This is a genomic window from Streptomyces sp. CB03234 (assembly GCF_001905885.1).
GTDB lineage: Bacteria > Actinomycetota > Actinomycetes > Streptomycetales > Streptomycetaceae > Streptomyces.
This window is the reverse complement of record NZ_LIYH01000009.1, coordinates 144,579-162,826: the sequence shown is the minus strand read 5'-3', so window position 1 is coordinate 162,826 and position 18,248 is coordinate 144,579. Positions and strand designations below refer to the sequence as shown.

Sequence of the window (18,248 nt, the reverse complement as noted above, 5' to 3'; positions counted from 1 at the left end):
CCCTTCGATCGAGTTGCGATGGGAATCTATCGAGAAACGATAGACACAGTAAGGGAATGTACCCACGCGATCCCGCCACCCCCGGCAACAGGGCCTCGCTCCGGCAGGAGCGGGGCGCCATCATGTCGCCCATGTCGTCCCTCGCTCCCGGCTGGCTGCCGATCATCGATCTGTCCATGGCCGACGACCCCGCGACCCGGAAGGCGTTCCACGAGGAGCTGCACGATGCCGCACACGACGTCGGCTTCTTCCATCTCACCGGCCATGGGGTCGGCGCCGACGAGACCGCCGGGATCCTGCGCCTCACACGGGAGTTCTTCGCGCTGCCGGAGGCTGACCGGCTGGCCGTCAGCAACCTGCGCTCACCGCACTTCCGCGGCTACACCCGCGTCGGGGACGAACTCACCGGAGGCCGGTCGGACTGGCGCGACCAGCTCGACGTGGGCGCCGAACGGCCCGCGCCTGTCATCGGCCCCGACGACCCGCCGTACCTCTGGCTGGAGGGGCCCAACCAGTGGCCGGCCGCGCTGCCCGAGCTGCGCACGGCGGTACTGGCCTGGCAGGAGCGGCTCGCGGCGGTCGCCCACCGGCTGCTGGGCGAGCTGCTGCTGTGCATCGGAGCGCCCGCGGACTTCTTCGACGCCGCCTTCGCCGACCGCCCGCACCTGCACACCAAACTGATCCGCTACCCCGGATCGGCACCCTCCGGCAGCGGCCAGGGGGTGGGGGCGCACAAGGACTACGGCTTCCTGACGCTGCTGCTCCAGGACGGCGTGGGCGGGCTCCAGGTCCGCTCCGGCGACGGCTTCATCGACGTGCCGCCGCTGCCGGGCGCGTTCGTCGTCAACCTCGGCGAACTGCTGGAGATAGCGACGAACGGCTACCTGTCGGCCACCGACCACCGCGTCGTCAGCCCACCGGGAGCGGTGGAGCGCTACTCCGTGCCGTTCTTCTACAACCCGCGCCTCGACGCGGTCATCGACACCGTCCCGGGCACCTGCCCGAGCCGGGCTCCGGGCATCGCCCACGACCGCGCCAACCCCCTGCACGCCGAGTACGGCCGCAACGAACTCAAGGGCTGGGTACGGGCCCACCCCGAGGTCGCCCGCCGCCACCACCCCGAACTGCTCGCCGGCTGAAGGAACGCTCCCGGGCGGCCAGCGGCGGTCAGCAGGCCCTGCGCCACACACCGAGGTCCGGCCTCTTCAGCATCGAGGACAGCCGCAGCGCGCGTGACACCGGGCAGAAGTCACTCGCCGGCTCCGTGTACTCCACGTGGAACACCGCCTTGCCGGCCGCGATGAACGGCGTGAGCCTGCCGCACTCGTCGTACTGCGCGCACTGCTCGTTGACCGCGAAGTCGAAGTCGTCGACCAGCTCGGGGATCTGGGGAAGGTCGTTCTTCAGGCCCACCGACAGGCCGCGTGCGTGCGCGATGCCGGCGATCATGCGGTTGTACGCGAGCTGGTCGCGCGCGGAGAGCGGGAAGCCGGTGTCGTCGGCGTAGCCCTCCACCAGGTCGGGCTCCACCGCGTCGAAGCCCTTGTCCCGGCACATGTCGAAGCGCCGTTCCATGAGGGGCCGCAGTACGTCGGTCCTGCGGATGTCGAGCCAGCGCTCGCCCCGCCAGCCGTTGGGCCTGCCGAGCACCGAGCGGGGGAAGGCGTCCTTGTCGGGCCGGAAGTCCTCCCAGGCGCCGACGTTGATGTAGCAGATCACCTTCCGGCCGTCGCGGTGCAGGCGGGCCACGTCCGCCGCCGTGTTCTCGAAGCCGTCGATGTCGTAGACGGGTACGTCGGCGGACGGGTCGACCCTCCCGTCGAGCTGCCACTGCCACGCCAGGCCGGGGCGGGGCTTCCACCGCGCGTCGTCCGCGTCAGGGGCGCCGGAGCACGCGGTCGGCACCGAGGCCGCGAGGACGGCCGGCAGCACGGCGCGTGCCAGGGCCGCGCGTCTCATCGCTCCGTCCCCGCAAGCGCGGGGGTCAGCCGGTTCCACGGGTTGGGCGGTTCGCCCGTCACGGGTCCGCAGACGGCGGCCCCGCGTGCGCGCGCGGTGCGTACGGCGAGGGGCACGAGCACCTCGGGCACACCGTAGACGAGGTGGCACAGCCCTGCCGGCGGATGCCGGGCCGTCCACGCGGGGCGGCTGAACGCCCCCACGTACGTCGACCAGTGGCCCTCGAACGTCACCGTCAGGTCGGCGAGCCGGACGTAGCCGGGCGCCGGGTGGACCCCGGGGTTCAGGACGACCGTCGTGGCACCGAGCCGGCGGACCGACCGGACCAGCCTCCGGCAGGCGGGCAGCCCGTCCGGCGTCGCGGTCACCCGGTCCAGGAAGCAGCCGTCGGCCGCGTACCACTCCCGGTGCCGCCGCATGTCGCCGGCGACCTCGCGCGGGTCGCGCACACCGTAGTCCGTGTCCACATAGCCCAGCAGCCGGGCGCCCGCCGCCCGCAGCGCGCCGGCCGCCGCGACGAACGCCGGGTCGGGGCCGGTACCCGGCCCGCTCGCCGGGTTCAGGACCACCCCGTACGTGCGGCGGGCGGCGGTGATCAGGCGGTGCCAGGCTCCCGGATCCTCGGCGGGGTGGACGTACAGCGGAATCAGCAGGCTCACGGTGCGCAGCCCCCGCCCGGACCCGTGGCCTCCCACAGCGCGGCCAGCGACTCGTCCAGCGGGTGGGACGGGCGCCAGCCGAGGGTCTCGCGCGCGGCGTCGATGGAGGAGCACTGCCACGACACCTCCGCCGAGCGGGCCGAGCCGCCCGCGTCCTCCTTGATGCTGCCCCGGAAACCCGCCCCACGGGCCAGCGTACGCACCAGCTCACGCACGGGGACGGCCTCGCCGCCGCCGACGTTCAGGACGGACGGGACGGGCCCGCGCACCGTCGCCGCGAGCAGCACCGCCCGCGCGACGTCGCGTACGTCGACGAAGTCCCGGTACGCCGACAGGTCACCCACCCGCAGGACCGCGTCCCGCCCGGGGCCGGCCTCCCGCAGCAGCGCGGCGATCCGGCCGGGGAGCCCGGTGGGCGGCGCCCCGGGCCCCACCGGGTTGCCCACCCGCAGGACCACGGCCTCCAGCCCGGACGCGGTCACCGCGACCGTCCCCGCGAGCTTCGTCCCACCGTAGGGGCCCAGCGGGCGCGTGGGGGCCGACTCCGTCACCCGCGTCCCGGGAGCCCCGGGACCGTACTCGGCGGCCGACCCCAGGTGGACCAGGCGCGCGGCCGGAGCCGACGCGCGCAGCGCGGCGCACAGGACGGCCGGGCCACGGGCGTTGGCCTCGGCGAGCGTGACGGCGTCGCCACCGGTGGCGCCCGCGCAGTTGACCACCACGTGGGGCGCCACCGGATCGAGGGCCTCGGCCACCTGCCGCGGGTCGTCGCGGGCGAGGTCGACGCGGACGTCGGCGGCGGGGGAGCGGCCCGCGTGGAACACCGCCGCGTCGGGCAGGGCCGTACGCAGCTGCTCGACGACATGACGGCCCAGGTAGCCGGTGGAGCCCAGGACGAGAACGCGCATACGGTGCTCAGGCTCCCTTGAGCAGAAGCGGCTTGCGGACGGTGAACTCGGCGTTGGCCCGGTCGTAGTCGTCGGGGCGCCCGATGTCCAGCCAGTAGCCGTCGAAGTCGTAGGCGTACGGGGGCCGTTCGGCGGCCAGCAGGTCCAGGACCAGCTCGTCGAAGCCCAGCGGCAGGCCGGGGGTGTAGCCGTCGAGTGTCGAGCGGGACAGGCCGTAGACGCCCATGGAGACGCGGTAGTCCACGCTGGGCTTCTCCGTGAAGGCGACGACCCTGCCGGCGTCGGTGGTCAGCACCCCGAAGTCGATGCTCACCTTGCGGGCGTAGGTGGCGATGGTCAGGGGCGCGCCGGACGCCTGGTGGCGGCGCAGTACGTCGGCGTAGTCGATGTCGGTGAGGACGTCGCCGTTCATCACCAGGAACGTCTCCGGCAGCCGGTCGCGCAGGATGAGCAGCGCGCCCATGGTGCCCAAGGGGCTCTCCTCGGTGGCGTAGTCGATGGTCATGCCCCACTGGGAGCCGTCGCCGACGAAGGCGCGGATGATCTCGCCCAGGTGGCCGATGGCGATGGTGCAGTGGGTGAAACCGGCCGTGGCGAGCTGGCGCAGCACGATCTCCAGGATGGCGTGCTGGTCGCCGATGGGAACGAGCGGCTTGGGCAGGGCCGTCGTGTAGGGCCGGAGCCGGACGCCCTTGCCACCGGCCAGGATGAATGCGTGCATGGGGCTTCTCCTTCGGGTGCGTACGTGTCCCTCGTGGACGTGCCGGGCGTCGGTCAGATGTTGTAGATGCCGGTCTTGTAGCGGGCCAGGTTGGCCGGATCGCGGAAGAACTCCACGGTGCGGGCGAGCCCCTCCTCCAGGCTGTGCGCCGGCCGCCAGCCGGTCGCCTCGGTGAGCCGGGTCGCGTCGGCGACCAGCCGCATCACCTCGGAGCCGGCGGGCCGGACGCGTGCGGCGTCCTCCCGCACGTCGAGGCCGGTGTCCATCACCTTGCCGATCAGCGCCACCAGGTCGCCGACCGAGATCTCCCCGCCCGTCCCGGCGTTGAAGGTGCGGCCCACGACCCGCTCGGCGGGCGCGGTGCCCACCGCGAGGAACGCCCGCGCGGTGTCCCCGACGTAGGTGAAGTCGCGGGTGGGACGCAGGTCGCCGAGGGTGATGGTGCGCTGCCCGGCCGACACCTGGCCGATGACGGTGGGGATGACCGCGCGCATCGACTGACGCGGTCCGAAGGTGTTGAACGGCCGCAGCGTCACCACCGGGGTGCCGAAGCTCGCGTGGTAGCTGTCGGCCAGTCGGTCCCCGCCCGCCTTCGAAGCGGCGTACGGGGACTGGGTGTTGATCGGGTGGTCCTCGGTGATCGGCACGGTCCGCGCGGTGCCGTAGGTCTCGCTGGTGGAGGTGTGCACCAGCCGCGGCGTGCCGAGCGAACGGACCGCCTCCAGCACGTTGAGCGTGCCGGTGACGTTGGTCTCGACGTAGCTGTGCGGCGCCTGGTACGAGTACGGGATCGCGATCAGCGCGGCCAGGTGGTAGACGCAGTCGGCCCCTTCGAGCAGGCCGCGCACCGAGCCCGGGTCGCGGACGTCACCGAGGACGATCTCCACGTGGTCGAGGACGTCCGGCGGGAGGGTCTCCAGCCAGCCGTAGGAGGAGAAGGAGTTGTACTGGGCCATGGCCCGCACCCGGTGCCCGGAGGCGACCAGCGCCTCGGTGAGGTGCGAGCCGATGAAGCCCTCGGCTCCGGTGACGGCGGCGAGCGGTGCTGAGGTCAACTCGGTGGTCCTTCCGGTAGGTCGGTCGGTATCGGTGCGTGTGCGTGTGCGGGGACGAGGGTGCGGTGGACGGCGGTCAGACGTGCGGGGCGGGCCGGCCCAGCAGCCACAGCGCGCACGCCGCCAGGCACGGGGCGGCCACCCCGCAGCACAGGGCCAGGACGCCCGGGCCCGCCGGCGGACGCAGCAGCGTCGCTGCCCCGGCGACCGCCGCGGCCACCAGGCAGATCGCGGCGGACGGCCAGGCGGCCCCGAACGCCTGGAGCAGCAGCGCGGTCCACAACGTGGCCGCGAGCAGCACCAGCGCCGCCGGCTCCGCGCCGGTCAGCAGGGCCGCGGGCAGCAGCGGCAGGAGGTAGGCGGCCAGGCAGCGGGCGAGGATCCCGGCCGAGCGCAGCAGGAAGGCGGCGGGCGTCGCGGCCAGGCGCAGCGCGGCGACCGACCAGCCCCGGTAGCGGTACAGCAGCCACTCGGCGGGCCCCATGCTCACGGTCAGCACGACCACCGCGTACGGATGCCGTCGCCCCTCCAGGAGCACCAGCACGGCGGCGGCCAGGCCGAACAGCCCGTAGGGCAGCGACGCGCGCAGCCGCGGCCGGGGGCCACCGGCGACGGCCGGTACGGCCAGGGTGGTCCACAGGACCCGCGCGGTGACGCCCAGCGTGGCCAGCAGCGCCAGCAGCGGCAGGCCGGCGCGCGCCAGCGGGCCCGGCTCCCACCAGGGCAGGACCGCGGCACCGGCGACGAGAGGGCTCAGCGCGGCCAGCAGCAGCCGCTCCCTGGCGAGCACCAGCAGCACGCCCGCCGCGGCCAGGTACGCCGACTGGGCTGCCGCCAGGAGCGTCACCGGGCCGGCCCCGCCGGGCAGCGTGGAGGCGGCCGTCGCCACCACGGCTCCCAGCGGAGCCCCCGTCAGGAGCGTACGGCCCGCCTCCCGGGCTCCCGTCGCCAGCCGCAGATGGGCCCGGTGGCCGAGCGCCTGCCCCCAGGCCCAGGAGACGATGCCCGCCGTGATCAGGGCCGGGGCGTGGTGCTCGGCGTGCCCCAGCGGCGCGGCGAGCAGGTAGGCGAGCCCCGGCAGCGCGAACAGCGCCCCCCGCAGCAGGCACCGCACGTGGTCCGGGCGCCACGGGTCGGGTGGCAGGGCCGGCTCCGGGAACGTCCGAGGCACCCGCTCGTACAGCGCGGAGGCGAGCGAGAACAGGTCCGGGTGCCCGTACCGGTCCCTGATGACGTCGGCGGACAGGCCTTCCGCCTCCAGCAGCGCGGCCACCTCGTAGGGGTGGACGGCGGGGCCGACGCGGTCGGCCAGGTCGGCGGCGAGCCGGTCGACGCAGCCCTCGTCGGGACGGATCCGGCGCGTCCCGGCGAGCCGGAGCGCCAGGGTGTCCTGTTCCGCCCCACCCGGCTCCAGTGCTATCGGTCCGCTCATAGGGCCACGCTCCTGGTGCGCGTGTCCGCCGGGGCGTGCGGACGGGTGGCGGCCCGTGCCGAAAGCGCCGGGGCGTCCCCCGTCCCCGTCGGACGCGGGCCTCCCGTGCCCGCCCGCCGGGGCAGCGCCGACAGGTCCAGATACAGGGAGTGGAAGGTGTCGATCGTCCGGCGCAGCGTGAACTGCTCGATCACCCGCAGCCGGGCCGCCTCCCCCGTCGCCCGGCGGCGCACGGGGTCGCCCAGCAACTCCAGCGCGGCGGCGGCCATGGCGGCCGGATCACGCGGCGGTACGACCAGCCCGGCGTCACCGACGGCCTCGCGCACCCCGCCCACGTCGGTGGAGACCGTCGCCCGCCCGCACGACATGGCCTCGATCAGCGTGAACGGAAAGCCCTCGCTGATGCTGGAGAGCATCACCACGTTCCCGGCGGCGTAGGCCTCCCTGATGTCCTCGACCCGCCCCTCGAACGTGACGGCGTCCGCGTGGCCGAGCTCCGCGGCCAGGGCCTGGCAGCGCTCGCGGTACCCCTCCCCGCCGCGCGGTGTCCCGCCGAACAACCGCAGCCGCGCCTCGGGGAGCCGCTCCCTGACGAGGGCGAAGGCGCGGATCAGGGTCTCCAGGTCCTTGATCGGGTCGACGCGGCCCGCCCAGCTGAGGGTGGGTACGCCGGGCTCCGGCCCGGCCGGCGGGAAGGCGGCCGGGTCCACGCCGTTGTAGACCGTGCGGATCGACTCCGGGTCGGCGCCGCCCTGTTCCTCCCACAGCCGGTTGTAGCGGTTGCCCGGTGTGATGAGGGCGGCGCGGCGGTAGCTCTCCTCCGCCAGCAGCCGGAAGAAGCCCAGGACCACGGCCTTCACGGGCCAGCGGTAGGGGGCGGTGCGGTAACCCAGGTAGCGCTCGCGCAGGTAGACGCCGTGCTCGGTCAACAGCAGCGGGATGCCGTGCCGTTCCAGGGCGGCCAGCCCCGGCAGGACGGCGACGCCGCCGCTGACCGCGTGGGCGACCCCGCCCCGCGGCAGTGGCGCGGCCAGCGGACGCAGGGCGTGCTCCAGCAGTCCGGTGGCGGTCAGCGCGTCGTGCAGCGTCGGCCGGGCCTCGCGTACGGCCAGACCCGGACGGTTCCAGATGGCGGTCAGCACCGCGATGGCCCGGTCACCGCGCAGGAAAGGGCTCAGTACGCCGTCGGCCGCGGCCCGCGCCATCGTGTACAGGGCGGGCGCGAACCCGTCCTCGGCGCACGGGTCGAGGAGCGCGGTCAGGAACCGCTCGTACGCGGCGGCGAGCCGGTTGCGGACACGTCCCCGGGGCGGGCGGCCCTCCGGCGGGGCGCCCCACATCGGCACGGCGTGGACGCGCGACACCTGCGGCGGCAGCTCCCAAACGACCGGCTCGCGGCCGGTACCGGTGACGGCGACGACCTCGAAGTCCAGGTCGGGCATGCCCTGGACGAGTTGGTCGCACCAGACGCTCACGCCGCCGTGACTGTGCGGGTAGGTGCCTTCGGTGAGCAGGGTGACGCGCGTCGCGGCGGGGCGTCGCGCGCCGTGGTGAGCGTGCATCGGTGTGCTCCACGGCCGAGGTGTGGGGTGGTCGTGCCGGTCGCGGCCACCCGCGGGCGGCCGGGACCGTGCGGCGGATGGGGCCGTTCAGCGCCCGGCGCGGGGCGGCACCGGCTCGGTCACGCTCGTGGGCAGCCGGGTGTCGGGAGCGGGTCGCGTCAGCGTCCGGGGCCGGGGCTGCGGCTGCGGTTCGGCGCCGGCGCCGGCGGTCGTGGACGGCGGCAGCGTGAAGCCCAGCGGCCGGCCGGACGAGGGCGCCCAGCCGGACACCTCACCCGCGTACGCCTCGCCGAAGGCGGCGCCGCCCAGCGTGGTGCCGGTGGACATGGTGGCGGTGACGGCCACGCCGTCCGGCGCCTCCACCGTCACCGTGCCGCCGACGCGGTGGGCGGTGACCCGGCCGCCGTCGACCGCGGCCTTCCAGTCGGCGCGCCGCCGCAGTTCGATGCCGATGTCCTGCATCCGCTGGTTCACCACCGGCGTGTTGTCCGCGAAGAGCGCGTCGTAGCCGTCGAGCACGCCGTTCAGGACCGGGTAGGCGATGCGGTCCTCGGCCAGGTTGGACTGGTGGATGAAGTGCGGCCTGGGGTCGTTGGCGAGGACGTGGCCGAGGGCGATCCGCGTCTCCAGGGGCACGATGTGCCCGGTGTAGCCGGTGGCCGTGTCCAGCGGCGCCGGCAGGCAGGTGGTGGTGTGCGGGTTGTCCTCGCAGATCCCGCTGCCGCCCTGGGCCCGGCTGGTGTAGATCCAGTTGTACTCGTCGACCTGTTCGGCCGCCCGCCCCGCGTTGTAGAAGACGTTCATCGGGTAGCGGGAGACGGTCGTGGCGGGGCCGACCCGCCGCTGGTCGGGCTCCCGCGAGTTGTCCGAGGCGAGCCAGGTGATGCCGTTGTCGGCGAGCGCGAGCGCCAGGTTGGGGTTGTCGGCCGGCTGCTGCGGCAGCACCTTCAGCCCGGAGTGCTCACCGGTGACCAGCTCACCGTTCTCCAGCGGCAGCCCGGCACGCTGCCCCCACACGCGGTTGGTGGCGATCTCGTCGGAGACGGCCGCACGGCCGACCCACTTCACGCCGCCGTCCGCCTCGGTGGCGCACCGCCACGGCACCACGGTCGTGTCCTGCTCGCAGCCCAGGAAGGCGTGCGTGTACGTGTGGTTGATCCAGCGGAACCGGTCGCGCTCGGCGAGGAGCTTGTCGGCGAGCGCGTCGGCGCCTTCGTTGTCCTGGCGCTGCTCCACGCTGCCCGCGCCGTTGTAGGCCAGGTCGAGGGTGAAGCCGTGTTCACGCTGCCAGGCGGTGGCGTGGTCGACGTCCGCGGGCGTCATGCGGATCGGGTCGGGCGTACCCACGCCGTCCGGGCAGTCGACGTCACCGGGGGTGCAGTTGAGCTCGGTGTTCCAGCGGTCGTCGGCGGCGAACACGTCGTCGACGTGCACGGCGAAGTAGTTGCGGGAGGCGCCCAGGTGCACACCGCCGGTCATCCACTGGACGATGCCGCGGGCCAGCAGCCGGAACTGCCGCTGGTGCTGGTTGTAGACGAAGGTGACGACCAGCTCGCGTCGCCCGTCGTGCCGGTACTCGCCCACGAGGGAACCGCGCTTCGTCCGGCCGGGGATGGGAGCGTCGACGTACGGGGTGAATTCCGCGCCCGCGACGGGCGTCGACAAGTACGCCCAACTCTCGCCGATTGCAGGGAAGTTGTCCTCGAAGGGCACCTCACCCTCCAGGTATCCGAAGGGACCCGCCCTGCCGGCGGCGGTCACCTGGGCCCGTATCCCGTCGACGCCGCCGGAGTAGCCCCCGTACACCGGGTACTGCAGCCCGGCCTCGGGGCGCGCGTAGGTGTACGCGTCGACCTGGGGGATGTCGTAGGTCCGCTCGTAGTCGTCCAGTGCCGCCATCTCGGGCGAGCCGGCCGCGAACGGGTTGTCGTTGGGCAGGACGACGGCCTGGTACTTGGCGCGGGGGCGCCCGTCGACCGTGTCGGCGAGGAAACCGGCCTCGATGACCGGCCTGCCGGGCCGGCCGAGCCGGACCTCGGTGTACGGCGTTCCCGCGGCGTCCAGTTCGGCCGCGATGGCGTCGACGGACGGGCCGCCGTCACTCACGAGCAGGACCCGGAGGTCGATGCGCGGCGCGATGCCCTCCGCCTGGGCGGCCCCGGCCGGCAGGCCGAGCGCGGCGATGAGCGCGCCCGCCGTGAGCAAGGCGGTACGTATGGTCCGCTTCATGCGGTGAAGTCCCTCCCCAGGGCAGGGGCGAGGACAGCTCCGATGGAGCGGACACACCCCTTGCGCGACGCCGGCGTCCCCTCAGAGGCCGGTCGTCGACGCATCCGTCGCGTCACATAGTGATGTCTGTGTGTGGTTCTTGTGCTCATCTCGCGAAACCTGACGGAAAAACGCAGATGCTCGGCGCGCGCATCCGGCCCCGCGAGGGGCTCCGGCCCGGTCCCGGTGGTCCGGTGGTGTCGCAAGCGGCGGTGCGCCCCGCGCAGATGGGGACCCTGCGCGGGCGCGGGCTGGTCGGTCCGCCGGTGTGGGACGTCCGTGTCGTGGACCGCGATGTCCGTCCGGCGCCTGATCGGTTTCAGGTCACCGCGGACCGCGGCCGGCCGTCAGGCGCAGAGCACCCGCGTCTCCGGTGTGAAGACCGGGCCGCCGCTGGTGCTCGTCGTGTCGCTGAACTCGGCGTAGTAGTACGAGTAGAAGCCGATGTTGCCGTTGCAGCCGGAGTCGGGGGCGACCTGCAGGGTCAGGGTGACGGTCCGGCTCTGGCCGGGCGGGACGGTGGTCCCGTAGTTGGCGCCGAGGTTGGCGGGTCCGGTCCCGGAGCAGGGGGCGCTGCCGGTGGCCGTGGCCAGGCTGCAGCCGGTGAAGCCGTACGTCAGGTCGGGGCGCTGGGTGGTGAGCCACGTGGGCTCGATCGTCTGGTGGGCGAACCAGACGTCGTGGGTCTTGTTGTTGGTCAGCGTCATCGAGAGCCGTACCGTGCCGCCGGGCGTCGTGGTGGCGGAGTCGGTGGCGAACGTCAGGGTGGCCGGTGCGGTGTCCGCCGCGCTCGCGCTGGGGGCCAGGCCGGACATGGCGAGGACGAGGCCGAGAACGGTGGTGAGACCCAGGCGTCTGATGTGTGGTGATCGCATGGCCCGGGAGGCTAGGCAGCCGCCCCGTACCCGTCTGCACCGCGCGCGGTCCCCTGACCGGCGAGCGGCCGGAAGGGTTCGTACGGTGAGGGAGATGTGATGACTGCGTGCACCCACCTGGTGGGGTGTATCCGCGCACGACGGGAGCCTGCCCCGGGGGAACCCCGGCGGTCCCGCTCAGCGCATCGGCCGTGAGGCGAGGCCCACCGATATTGGCGCGATACCGGATGCACCGGAAACCCCGGCTCCGCCCCGCGCCGCCGGGCGGCGCGGGGCATCTCGGCCATCCGCCGATTTCCGGCCCCGGCCCCGGTCAGGGGACCCTGCCGGGGGTTTTGGTCAGGCGCCGACGTAGGACGCGAGGTGTTCCCCGGTGAGGGTGGAGCGGGCGGCGACGAGGTCGGCGGGTGTGCCCTCGAAGACGATCCGCCCGCCGTCGTGGCCGGCCCCCGGGCCGAGGTCGATGATCCAGTCGGCGTGCGCCATCACGGCCGGGTGGTGCTCCACGACGATGACCGACTTCCCGGAGTCGACCAGCCGGTCGAGCAGCCCGAGCAGCTGCTCGACGTCGGCGAGGTGGAGCCCGGCGGTCGGCTCGTCGAGGACGTACACACCGCCCTTCTCGGCCATGTGGGTCGCCAGCTTCAGCCGCTGCCGCTCGCCGCCCGACAGCGTGGTGAGCGGCTGGCCGAGACTGAGGTAGCCGAGCCCGACGTCGGCGAGCCGGCCGAGGACCCGGTGCGCGGCCGGAGTGTGCGCCTCCCCGGAGCCGAAGAACTCCTCGGCCTCGGTCACCGACATCGCGAGCACCTCGCTGATGTCACGGCCCCCGAGGTGGTGCTCCAGTACCGACGCCTGGTACCGCTTCCCCTCGCAGTCCTCGCAGGTGGTGGCGACCCCGGCCATCATCGCCAGGTCGGTGTAGACGACCCCGGCGCCGTTGCAGGTGGGGCAGGCGCCCTCGGAATTGGCGCTGAACAGCGCCGGCTTGACGCCGTTGGCCTTGGCGAACGCCTTGCGGATCGGGTCGAGCAGGCCGGTGTACGTCGCCGGGTTGCTCCGCCGCGAGCCACGGATGGCGCCCTGGTCGACCGACACCACACCCTCGCCGGCCGGGATCGATCCGTGTACGAGGGAGCTCTTGCCCGAGCCGGCGACGCCGGTGACGACGACGAGCACCCCCAGCGGGATGTCGACGTCGACGTTGCGCAGGTTGTGCGCCGTGGCGCCGCGGACCTCCAGCGCGCCGGCCGGCTCGCGTACCGTCCCCTTCAGGGCGGCCCGGTCGTCGAGGTGGCGGCCGGTGATGGTGCCGCCGGCCCGCAGCCCCTCGACGGTGCCCTCGAAGCAGACGGTGCCGCCCGCCGTACCGGCGCCGGGGCCGAGGTCGACGACGTGGTCGGCGATCGCGATCGTCTGCGGCTTGTGCTCCACGACGAGCACCGTGTTGCCCTTGTCCCGCAGCCGGAGCAGCAGGTCGTTCATCCGGCTGATGTCGTGGGGGTGCAGTCCGGTCGTGGGCTCGTCGAAGACGTAGGTGACGTCGGTGAGCGAGGAGCCGAGGTGGCGGATCATCTTGACGCGCTGCGCCTCGCCGCCCGACAGCGTGCCCGACGGCCGGTCGAGCGAGAGGTAGCCGAGGCCGATCTCCACGAAGGAGTCGAGGGTGTGCCGCAGGGCGTCGACCAGCGGCGCCACCGAGGGCTCCTTGAGGCCAGAGGCCCATGCGGCCACGTCGCTGATCTGCATCGCGCAGACGTCGGCGATGCTGACCCCCTTGATCTTCGACGTCCGGGCAGCCTCGCTGAGCCGGGTGCCGTCGCACTCCGGACACGTCGTGAAGGTGACCGCCCGCTCCACGAACGCCCGGATGTGGGGCTGCATCGCCTCCTTGTCCTTGGACAGGAACGACTTCTGGATCTTGGGGATGAGTCCCTCGTAGGTGAGGTTCACTCCCTCGACCTTGACCTTGGTCGGCTCCCGGTGGAGGAAGTCGTGCATCTCCTTCTTCGTGAACTCGCGGATCGGCTTGTTCGGGTCGAGGAAACCCGACTCGGCGTAGAGCCGTACGGTCCAGAAGCTGTCCGACTTCCAGCCGGGGATGGTGAACGCGCCCTCGGCGATCGACTTGGAGTCGTCGTAGAGCTGGGTGAGATCGATGTCGGAGACCGCGCCCCGGCCCTCGCAGCGCGGACACATGCCACCGGTGCGGGAGTAGGTCGCCTTCACCGCCTTCTTGGCACCGCGCTCGACCGTGATCGCACCGCTCGCCCGGACCGAGGGGACGTTGAAGGCGTACGCGCTGGGCGGGCCGATGTGCGGCTGCCCGAGCCGGCTGAAGAGGATGCGCAGCATGGCGTTGGCGTCCGTGGCGGTGCCGACCGTGGAGCGGGGGTCGGCACCCATCCGCTGCTGGTCGACGATGATCGCCGTCGTCAGTCCTTCCAGGACGTCCACCTCGGGCCGCGCCAGGGTGGGCATGAAGCCCTGGAGGAAGGCGCTGTACGTCTCGTTGATCAGCCGCTGCGACTCCGCGGCGATCGTGTCGAACACCAGCGAACTCTTGCCCGATCCTGAGACGCCGGTGAACACCGTCAGCCGGCGCTTGGGTACCTCGATGCTGACGTCCTTGAGGTTGTTGACGCGCGCGCCGTGCACACGGATCAGCTCGTGGCTGTCGGCGGCGTGCGGCGCGGGCGGGCGCGTGTCCGTCCTCGGGGCCCTGCTCATCGTGTCTCCTCGGCTCAGTGCGTGCGGGGCCGGCTGAAGCGCAGCATGTTGCCGGAGGGATCGCGGAAGGCGCAGTCGCGGACGCCGTACGGCTGGTCGGTCGGCTCCTGGAACACCTCGCCGCCCGCGGCGCGGATGCGCTCGAAGGTGGCGTCGCAGTCGTCGGTCCTGAAGATGACACCGCGCAGCAGGCCCTTGGCCAGCAGTTCCGCCATGGCCGCCTTGTCGGCGGGGGAGGCGTTCGGATCGGCGAGAGGGGGCTCCAGGACGATGTCCACATCGGGCTGCGACGGCGAGCCGACGGTCACCCAGCGCATCCCCTCGAACCCGACGTCGTTGCGCACCTCCAGGCCGAGAACGTCCCGGTAGAAGGCGAGCGCCTTGTCGTGGTCGTCGACGGCGATGAAGCACTGCGAAAGGCTGATGTCCATGCGCTTCACGCTACGGGCGGGGTGCGCGTTTCGCTTCTCCATTCCTGACCGGTCGCGTGTGGACCTTCGCGACGCAGGCGGGCACGGCGGCGCCCTCGTCATGGGAGCGGGCCCGGTAGGCGCTCGGACTCTCGCCGACCAGCTCGGTGAACCGTGAGCTGAACGACCCCAGCGAGGTGCAGCCGACCGCGAAGCAGACCTCCGTCACCGTCAGGTCACCGCGCCGCAGCAGCGCCTTGGCCCGCTCGATCCGGCGCGTCATCAGATAGCTGTACGGCGTCTCCCCGAAGGCGGCGCGGAAACTGCGGGAGAAGTGGCCCGGCGACATCAGGGCGACCCGCGCCAGCGCCGGAACGTCGAGCGGCTTCGCGTACTCGCGGTCCATCAGGTCACGGGCCCGGCGCAACCGGACGAGGTCTTCCAGTGTCACGCCACCACCCTCCCACAGCCCCGGGACGCCGTGCGCGGGACGCCCTCGTATTACCCAACGGGTCGTCCAGTATGGTTATTGCATGACGCTGCCCAGCGCCCCGCGTGGGCGTCCCCGAGACAGTCGTGCCCATCAGGCGATCCTGACCGCCACGACCGAGCTGGTGACCGAAGCCGGCTACGCCGACACCTCGATCGGGGCGGTGGCGGCTCGGGCGGGCGTCGGCAAGGACACGGTCTACCGGCGCTGGTCGGGCAAGGCGGAGCTGGTGTACGAGGCGGTGTTCACCCAGGCCGAGGCGGCGCCCGCACCGGACACCGGCACGCTGGCCGGTGACCTCACGGCGCTCCTGGAGGCCCTGATCCAGGAGTTCTCCGCCCCGGCCGCCGCTGCCGCCCTACCGGGCCTGCTGGCCGACTTCGCCGCCACCCCGGATCTGCGGGCCCGCATCCGCTCCCAGTTCCTGGCCCCGGCCAAGGACTGCTTGGTGGCGGTGTTCGAGCGAGCCGCCCAGCGCGGGGAGACCGACCCCGACGTGCCGGTCGATCTCGTACTCGACACGCTGGCCGGGGCCGTCTTCTTCCACATCGGCCTGGTGGGCGAGCAGCCCGGCCCGAGGCTGGCCACACAACTGGCGGCCATCGTGGGCCGCGGAATCGAGACCCGATGAACACCTGGTTCCTCGCCGCCGGGACAACCGCCGCAGCGGTCGCCGCCATCCACGCCGTCGCCGGCGGCCGGGACGTCGTCCGCCCCCTGCTGGCCGGCAACCTCCCCGAAGAGCCGCGCAGTGTCCTGCACGCGGTCTGGCACCTGGTCACGGCCGACCTGGTGCTGGCGGCCGCCGCCCTGGTCTGGCTCGCCCTCGGTGACCGTCCTGGCGGTGACACCGTCGCCTGGCTCCTGGCCGCCCACTTCGTGGCCTACTCCGGCGTGTTCCTGGTGGTGTCACTGGCGGCGCGCCGGCCGAAGCCATGGCTGCGCCTGCCGCAATGGATGCTGCTGCTGCCGGTGGCGGTTCTGGCGGCGGCCGGCGCGACGGCCGGGTGAGACGCCTCGCCGGAAGCCGGGTGCGACACGGCGGCTCGAACGCCACTTCACGCGCCACCTCGTCACGTTCCGGATTCTCCCCGCCGGAGCGACCAGACTGCAGGGATGACGAAAGGCGCTCCACAGGGAAACGATCGCGAGGATCTCAAGGCCAAGGGGCTGAGCCGGGACACCGTCGGCCTGCTCGGTGGCACGGTGATCGGCATTTCCACCGTCGCCCCCGCCTACAGCCTCACCGCCACCCTCGGACCGACCGTCGGGGAGGCCGGGCTGCGGATGCCGGGCATCTTCCTGGCCGGATTCGTGCCGATGCTGCTGGTGGCCTTCGCCTACCGCGAGCTGAACAAGGTGATGCCCGACTGCGGCACCTCCTTCGCCTGGTCGGCCAAGGCCTTCGGGCCCAGGACCGGCTGGATGTGCGGCTGGGGCATGCTGATGGCGTCCATCGTGGTGCTCTCCAACCTGGCCGGGGTGGCCACCGAGTTCTTCTACCTCTTCCTGGGGGAGGTGACCGGCAGCCCGGACGTCACCGAACTCAACGACAACAAGGCCGTGCACATCCCGACCACCCTGGCCTTCATCGCCGTCGCCACCTGGATCAGCTACCGCGGGATCACCCTCACCGAGTGGCTGCAGTCCGTACTGGTCGGCCTGCAACTGGTCGTACTCGCCCTGTTCATCGTCATGGCGATCTCCACGTCCGGCGAGGCAGAGGGGGCGCTCGGCTTCTCCTGGTCCTGGCTGGACCCGTTCGGTGTCGACTCCTTCACGGCCTTCACCGCCGGCGTCACCCTGTCGATCTTCATCTACTGGGGCTGGGACACCTGCCTGACGGTCAATGAGGAGAGCACCGGCAGCGAACGGACGCCCGGCCGCGCCGCGCTGCTGTCCATCGTCGTCATCGTCTGTACGTACCTGCTCGTCGCCGTCGCCGCACAGATGTACGCCGGCGTCGGCACCGAGGGCACCGGCCTGGGCAACCCGGAGACCGCCGACAACGTCTTCGCCGCGCTCGCCGATCCGGTCATGGGCCCGGGCCTCGGGGTGCTGCTCTTCGTCGCGGTCCTGACCAGCGCTGCCGCCAGCCTCCAGACCACCTTCATCCCGGTGGCCCGCACCGCCCTGGCGATGAGCACCTACAAGGCCCTGCCGACGACGTTCGCCGCCGTCCATCCACGCTTCCAGACCCCCGCCCGCGCCACCGTCGCGGCGGCCGTCGTCACCGGCACCTTCTACACGCTGATGACCCTGGTCAGCGAGAACGTCCTCCTGGACACCGTCTTCGCCCTCGGCCTCATGATCAGCTTCTACTACGGGATCACGGCCTTCTCCTGCGTCTGGTTCTTCCGCCGCCGGCTGCGGCACTCACCGGGCAGCCTGTTGCTCAAGGGCCTCATGCCGGGCCTCGGCGGCCTCATGCTCACCGGCGTGTTCCTCAGAACCCTGAGGGACACCTGGGAGCCGTCCTACGGCAGCGGCAGCTCGGTCGCCGGCGTCGGCAGCGTCTTCGTCATCGGCGTGGGCCTGCTGCTCCTCGGCGCCGCGATCATGCTGCTGATGCGGCGCCACAGCCCCGAGTTCTTCCGCGGCGAGGTACTGCACCACGCGACGCCGCCCCTCGTCGTGGACGACTGACGTGGACGCTGGGGCGAGGCCGATGATGCCGGTGACCGCCGTGGGCCACCGGCGATCACGCGAAGCCCGCCCCGGATCACAAGGGCGGCGGTGCGCCGGATCCACCGGCGTCCACGTCGCTTCGGCAACCGCCGCAGATTCCGGTGAGCTCCAGGGTGTGCTCGACGTCCGCGAAGCCCGTCGACCGGACGACGTCGGCGACCCAGCGCTCGACGACGTCGGCGTCCAGGAGCTGGTTGCGGCGGCAGTGCCGGCAGATGAGGTAGTGGCGGTGTCCGGCGCCCGGGCGGTGCCGGTAGAGCCGTTCTCCGACGTCGTCCCGTACGACGTCGGCGGCGCCGGCCCGCTCCAGGTCCTGCAGCGCCCGGTACACGGTGGTGAGCCCGACGCGGACGCCCGCCCCGCCCATCAGCGCGTGGAGTTCCTGGGCGGAGACGAAACCGGGGCAGTCGGCGAGGGCCTGCCGGACGGCGGCGCGTTGGCGTGTCATGCGCCGGCTGGTCTCCGCCCCTGTGACCGTCACAACTGACTCC

17 protein-coding genes are annotated in these 18,248 nt (G+C 72.8%); 4 read left to right on the top strand and 13 right to left on the bottom strand.

Features of this window, described 5'->3' with window-relative positions; genetic code table 11:
* The first annotated feature begins 131 nt into the window (after positions 1 to 131).
* Complete coding sequence (locus AMK26_RS33410) at positions 132 to 1,139, top strand: isopenicillin N synthase family dioxygenase (protein ID WP_073759921.1); 1,008 nt, start codon at positions 132 to 134, stop codon at positions 1,137 to 1,139.
* 28 nt (positions 1,140 to 1,167) lie between these two features.
* Here AMK26_RS33410 and AMK26_RS33405 read toward each other — a convergent pair whose 3' ends face one another.
* From AMK26_RS33405 to AMK26_RS33350, 12 genes are all read right to left on the bottom strand, one after another.
* Complete coding sequence (locus AMK26_RS33405) at positions 1,168 to 1,959, bottom strand: endo alpha-1,4 polygalactosaminidase (protein WP_073759664.1); 792 nt, start codon at positions 1,957 to 1,959, stop codon at positions 1,168 to 1,170.
* Positions 1,956 to 2,618 carry a spherulation-specific family 4 protein gene (locus AMK26_RS33400; protein ID WP_073759919.1) on the bottom strand — a complete coding sequence of 221 codons (663 nt, stop codon included), beginning with the start codon at positions 2,616 to 2,618 and terminating at the stop codon, positions 1,956 to 1,958. The genes AMK26_RS33405 and AMK26_RS33400 overlap by 4 nt, the downstream gene beginning before the upstream one ends.
* The gene (locus AMK26_RS33395) at positions 2,615 to 3,526 is read right to left on the bottom strand and encodes an NAD-dependent epimerase/dehydratase family protein (protein ID WP_073759662.1); all 912 of its coding nucleotides are present in this window, start codon (positions 3,524 to 3,526) and stop codon (positions 2,615 to 2,617) included. The genes AMK26_RS33400 and AMK26_RS33395 overlap by 4 nt, the downstream gene beginning before the upstream one ends.
* Positions 3,527 to 3,533: 7 nt before the next feature.
* Positions 3,534 to 4,247, bottom strand: coding sequence for a nucleotidyltransferase family protein (locus AMK26_RS33390; RefSeq protein ID WP_073759660.1), 714 nt, complete (start codon positions 4,245 to 4,247; stop codon positions 3,534 to 3,536).
* Positions 4,248 to 4,300: 53 nt separating this feature from the next.
* Positions 4,301 to 5,302 (bottom strand): GDP-mannose 4,6-dehydratase, encoded by a 1,002-nt coding sequence (locus tag AMK26_RS33385; RefSeq protein ID WP_073759659.1) that lies wholly within the window; start codon positions 5,300 to 5,302, stop codon positions 4,301 to 4,303.
* Between the two features lie 76 nt (positions 5,303 to 5,378).
* Positions 5,379 to 6,734, bottom strand: coding sequence for a hypothetical protein (locus tag AMK26_RS33380; protein WP_073759657.1), 1,356 nt, complete (start codon positions 6,732 to 6,734; stop codon positions 5,379 to 5,381).
* Complete coding sequence (gene pelF, locus AMK26_RS33375) at positions 6,731 to 8,296, bottom strand: GT4 family glycosyltransferase PelF (RefSeq protein ID WP_073759655.1); 1,566 nt, start codon at positions 8,294 to 8,296, stop codon at positions 6,731 to 6,733. The genes AMK26_RS33380 and pelF overlap by 4 nt, the downstream gene beginning before the upstream one ends.
* An 87-nt stretch (positions 8,297 to 8,383) precedes the next feature.
* Positions 8,384 to 10,525, bottom strand: a complete 2,142-nt coding sequence (locus tag AMK26_RS33370; RefSeq protein ID WP_073759653.1) for a hypothetical protein — start codon at positions 10,523 to 10,525, stop codon at positions 8,384 to 8,386.
* A gap of 386 nt (positions 10,526 to 10,911) precedes the next feature.
* Complete coding sequence (locus AMK26_RS33365; RefSeq protein ID WP_073759651.1) at positions 10,912 to 11,439, bottom strand: hypothetical protein; 528 nt, start codon at positions 11,437 to 11,439, stop codon at positions 10,912 to 10,914.
* Positions 11,440 to 11,778: 339 nt separating this feature from the next.
* Positions 11,779 to 14,169 (bottom strand): ATP-binding cassette domain-containing protein, encoded by a 2,391-nt coding sequence (locus tag AMK26_RS33360; RefSeq protein ID WP_073759649.1) that lies wholly within the window; start codon positions 14,167 to 14,169, stop codon positions 11,779 to 11,781.
* A gap of 14 nt (positions 14,170 to 14,183) precedes the next feature.
* Positions 14,184 to 14,600 (bottom strand): VOC family protein, encoded by a 417-nt coding sequence (locus tag AMK26_RS33355; protein ID WP_198944230.1) that lies wholly within the window; start codon positions 14,598 to 14,600, stop codon positions 14,184 to 14,186.
* A 10-nt stretch (positions 14,601 to 14,610) separates the two neighbouring features.
* Entirely contained in the window at positions 14,611 to 15,030 is a 420-nt protein-coding gene (locus AMK26_RS33350; protein WP_073759645.1) for a helix-turn-helix transcriptional regulator, read from the bottom strand.
* An 82-nt stretch (positions 15,031 to 15,112) separates the two neighbouring features.
* Between AMK26_RS33350 and AMK26_RS33345 the strand changes: the two genes are divergently transcribed.
* The 3 genes from AMK26_RS33345 to AMK26_RS33335 all read left to right on the top strand — a co-directional run bounded on the left by AMK26_RS33345 (position 15,113) and on the right by AMK26_RS33335 (position 17,715).
* Complete coding sequence (locus AMK26_RS33345) at positions 15,113 to 15,700, top strand: TetR/AcrR family transcriptional regulator (protein WP_073759642.1); 588 nt, start codon at positions 15,113 to 15,115, stop codon at positions 15,698 to 15,700.
* Positions 15,697 to 16,080 (top strand): hypothetical protein, encoded by a 384-nt coding sequence (locus AMK26_RS33340; protein ID WP_073759640.1) that lies wholly within the window; start codon positions 15,697 to 15,699, stop codon positions 16,078 to 16,080. Before AMK26_RS33345 ends, AMK26_RS33340 begins: the two co-directional genes overlap by 4 nt.
* A gap of 105 nt (positions 16,081 to 16,185) precedes the next feature.
* On the top strand, positions 16,186 to 17,715 hold the full coding sequence (locus AMK26_RS33335) for an APC family permease (RefSeq protein WP_073759638.1): 1,530 nt from the start codon (positions 16,186 to 16,188) through the stop codon (positions 17,713 to 17,715).
* A 76-nt stretch (positions 17,716 to 17,791) separates the two neighbouring features.
* Here the strand turns inward: AMK26_RS33335 and AMK26_RS33330 are convergent, their stop codons facing one another.
* Positions 17,792 to 18,205 carry a Fur family transcriptional regulator gene (locus AMK26_RS33330; RefSeq protein WP_073759636.1) on the bottom strand — a complete coding sequence of 138 codons (414 nt, stop codon included), beginning with the start codon at positions 18,203 to 18,205 and terminating at the stop codon, positions 17,792 to 17,794.
* Positions 18,206 to 18,248 lie beyond the last annotated feature (43 nt).

Coding starts and splice junctions, on each gene's coding strand:
- pelF (WP_073759655.1), bottom strand. CDS start 8,296: ATGCACGCTCACCACGGCGCGCGACGCCCCGCCGCGACGCGCGTCACC.
- AMK26_RS33355 (WP_198944230.1), bottom strand. CDS start 14,600: ATGGACATCAGCCTTTCGCAGTGCTTCATCGCCGTCGACGACCACGAC.
- AMK26_RS33330 (WP_073759636.1), bottom strand. CDS start 18,205: ATGACACGCCAACGCGCCGCCGTCCGGCAGGCCCTCGCCGACTGCCCC.
- AMK26_RS33340 (WP_073759640.1), top strand. CDS start 15,697: ATGAACACCTGGTTCCTCGCCGCCGGGACAACCGCCGCAGCGGTCGCC.
- AMK26_RS33365 (WP_073759651.1), bottom strand. CDS start 11,439: ATGCGATCACCACACATCAGACGCCTGGGTCTCACCACCGTTCTCGGC.
- AMK26_RS33390 (WP_073759660.1), bottom strand. CDS start 4,247: ATGCACGCATTCATCCTGGCCGGTGGCAAGGGCGTCCGGCTCCGGCCC.
- AMK26_RS33380 (WP_073759657.1), bottom strand. CDS start 6,734: ATGAGCGGACCGATAGCACTGGAGCCGGGTGGGGCGGAACAGGACACC.
- AMK26_RS33345 (WP_073759642.1), top strand. CDS start 15,113: ATGACGCTGCCCAGCGCCCCGCGTGGGCGTCCCCGAGACAGTCGTGCC.
- AMK26_RS33405 (WP_073759664.1), bottom strand. CDS start 1,959: ATGAGACGCGCGGCCCTGGCACGCGCCGTGCTGCCGGCCGTCCTCGCG.
- AMK26_RS33370 (WP_073759653.1), bottom strand. CDS start 10,525: ATGAAGCGGACCATACGTACCGCCTTGCTCACGGCGGGCGCGCTCATC.
- AMK26_RS33395 (WP_073759662.1), bottom strand. CDS start 3,526: ATGCGCGTTCTCGTCCTGGGCTCCACCGGCTACCTGGGCCGTCATGTC.
- AMK26_RS33335 (WP_073759638.1), top strand. CDS start 16,186: ATGACGAAAGGCGCTCCACAGGGAAACGATCGCGAGGATCTCAAGGCC.
- AMK26_RS33360 (WP_073759649.1), bottom strand. CDS start 14,169: ATGAGCAGGGCCCCGAGGACGGACACGCGCCCGCCCGCGCCGCACGCC.
- AMK26_RS33410 (WP_073759921.1), top strand. CDS start 132: ATGTCGTCCCTCGCTCCCGGCTGGCTGCCGATCATCGATCTGTCCATG.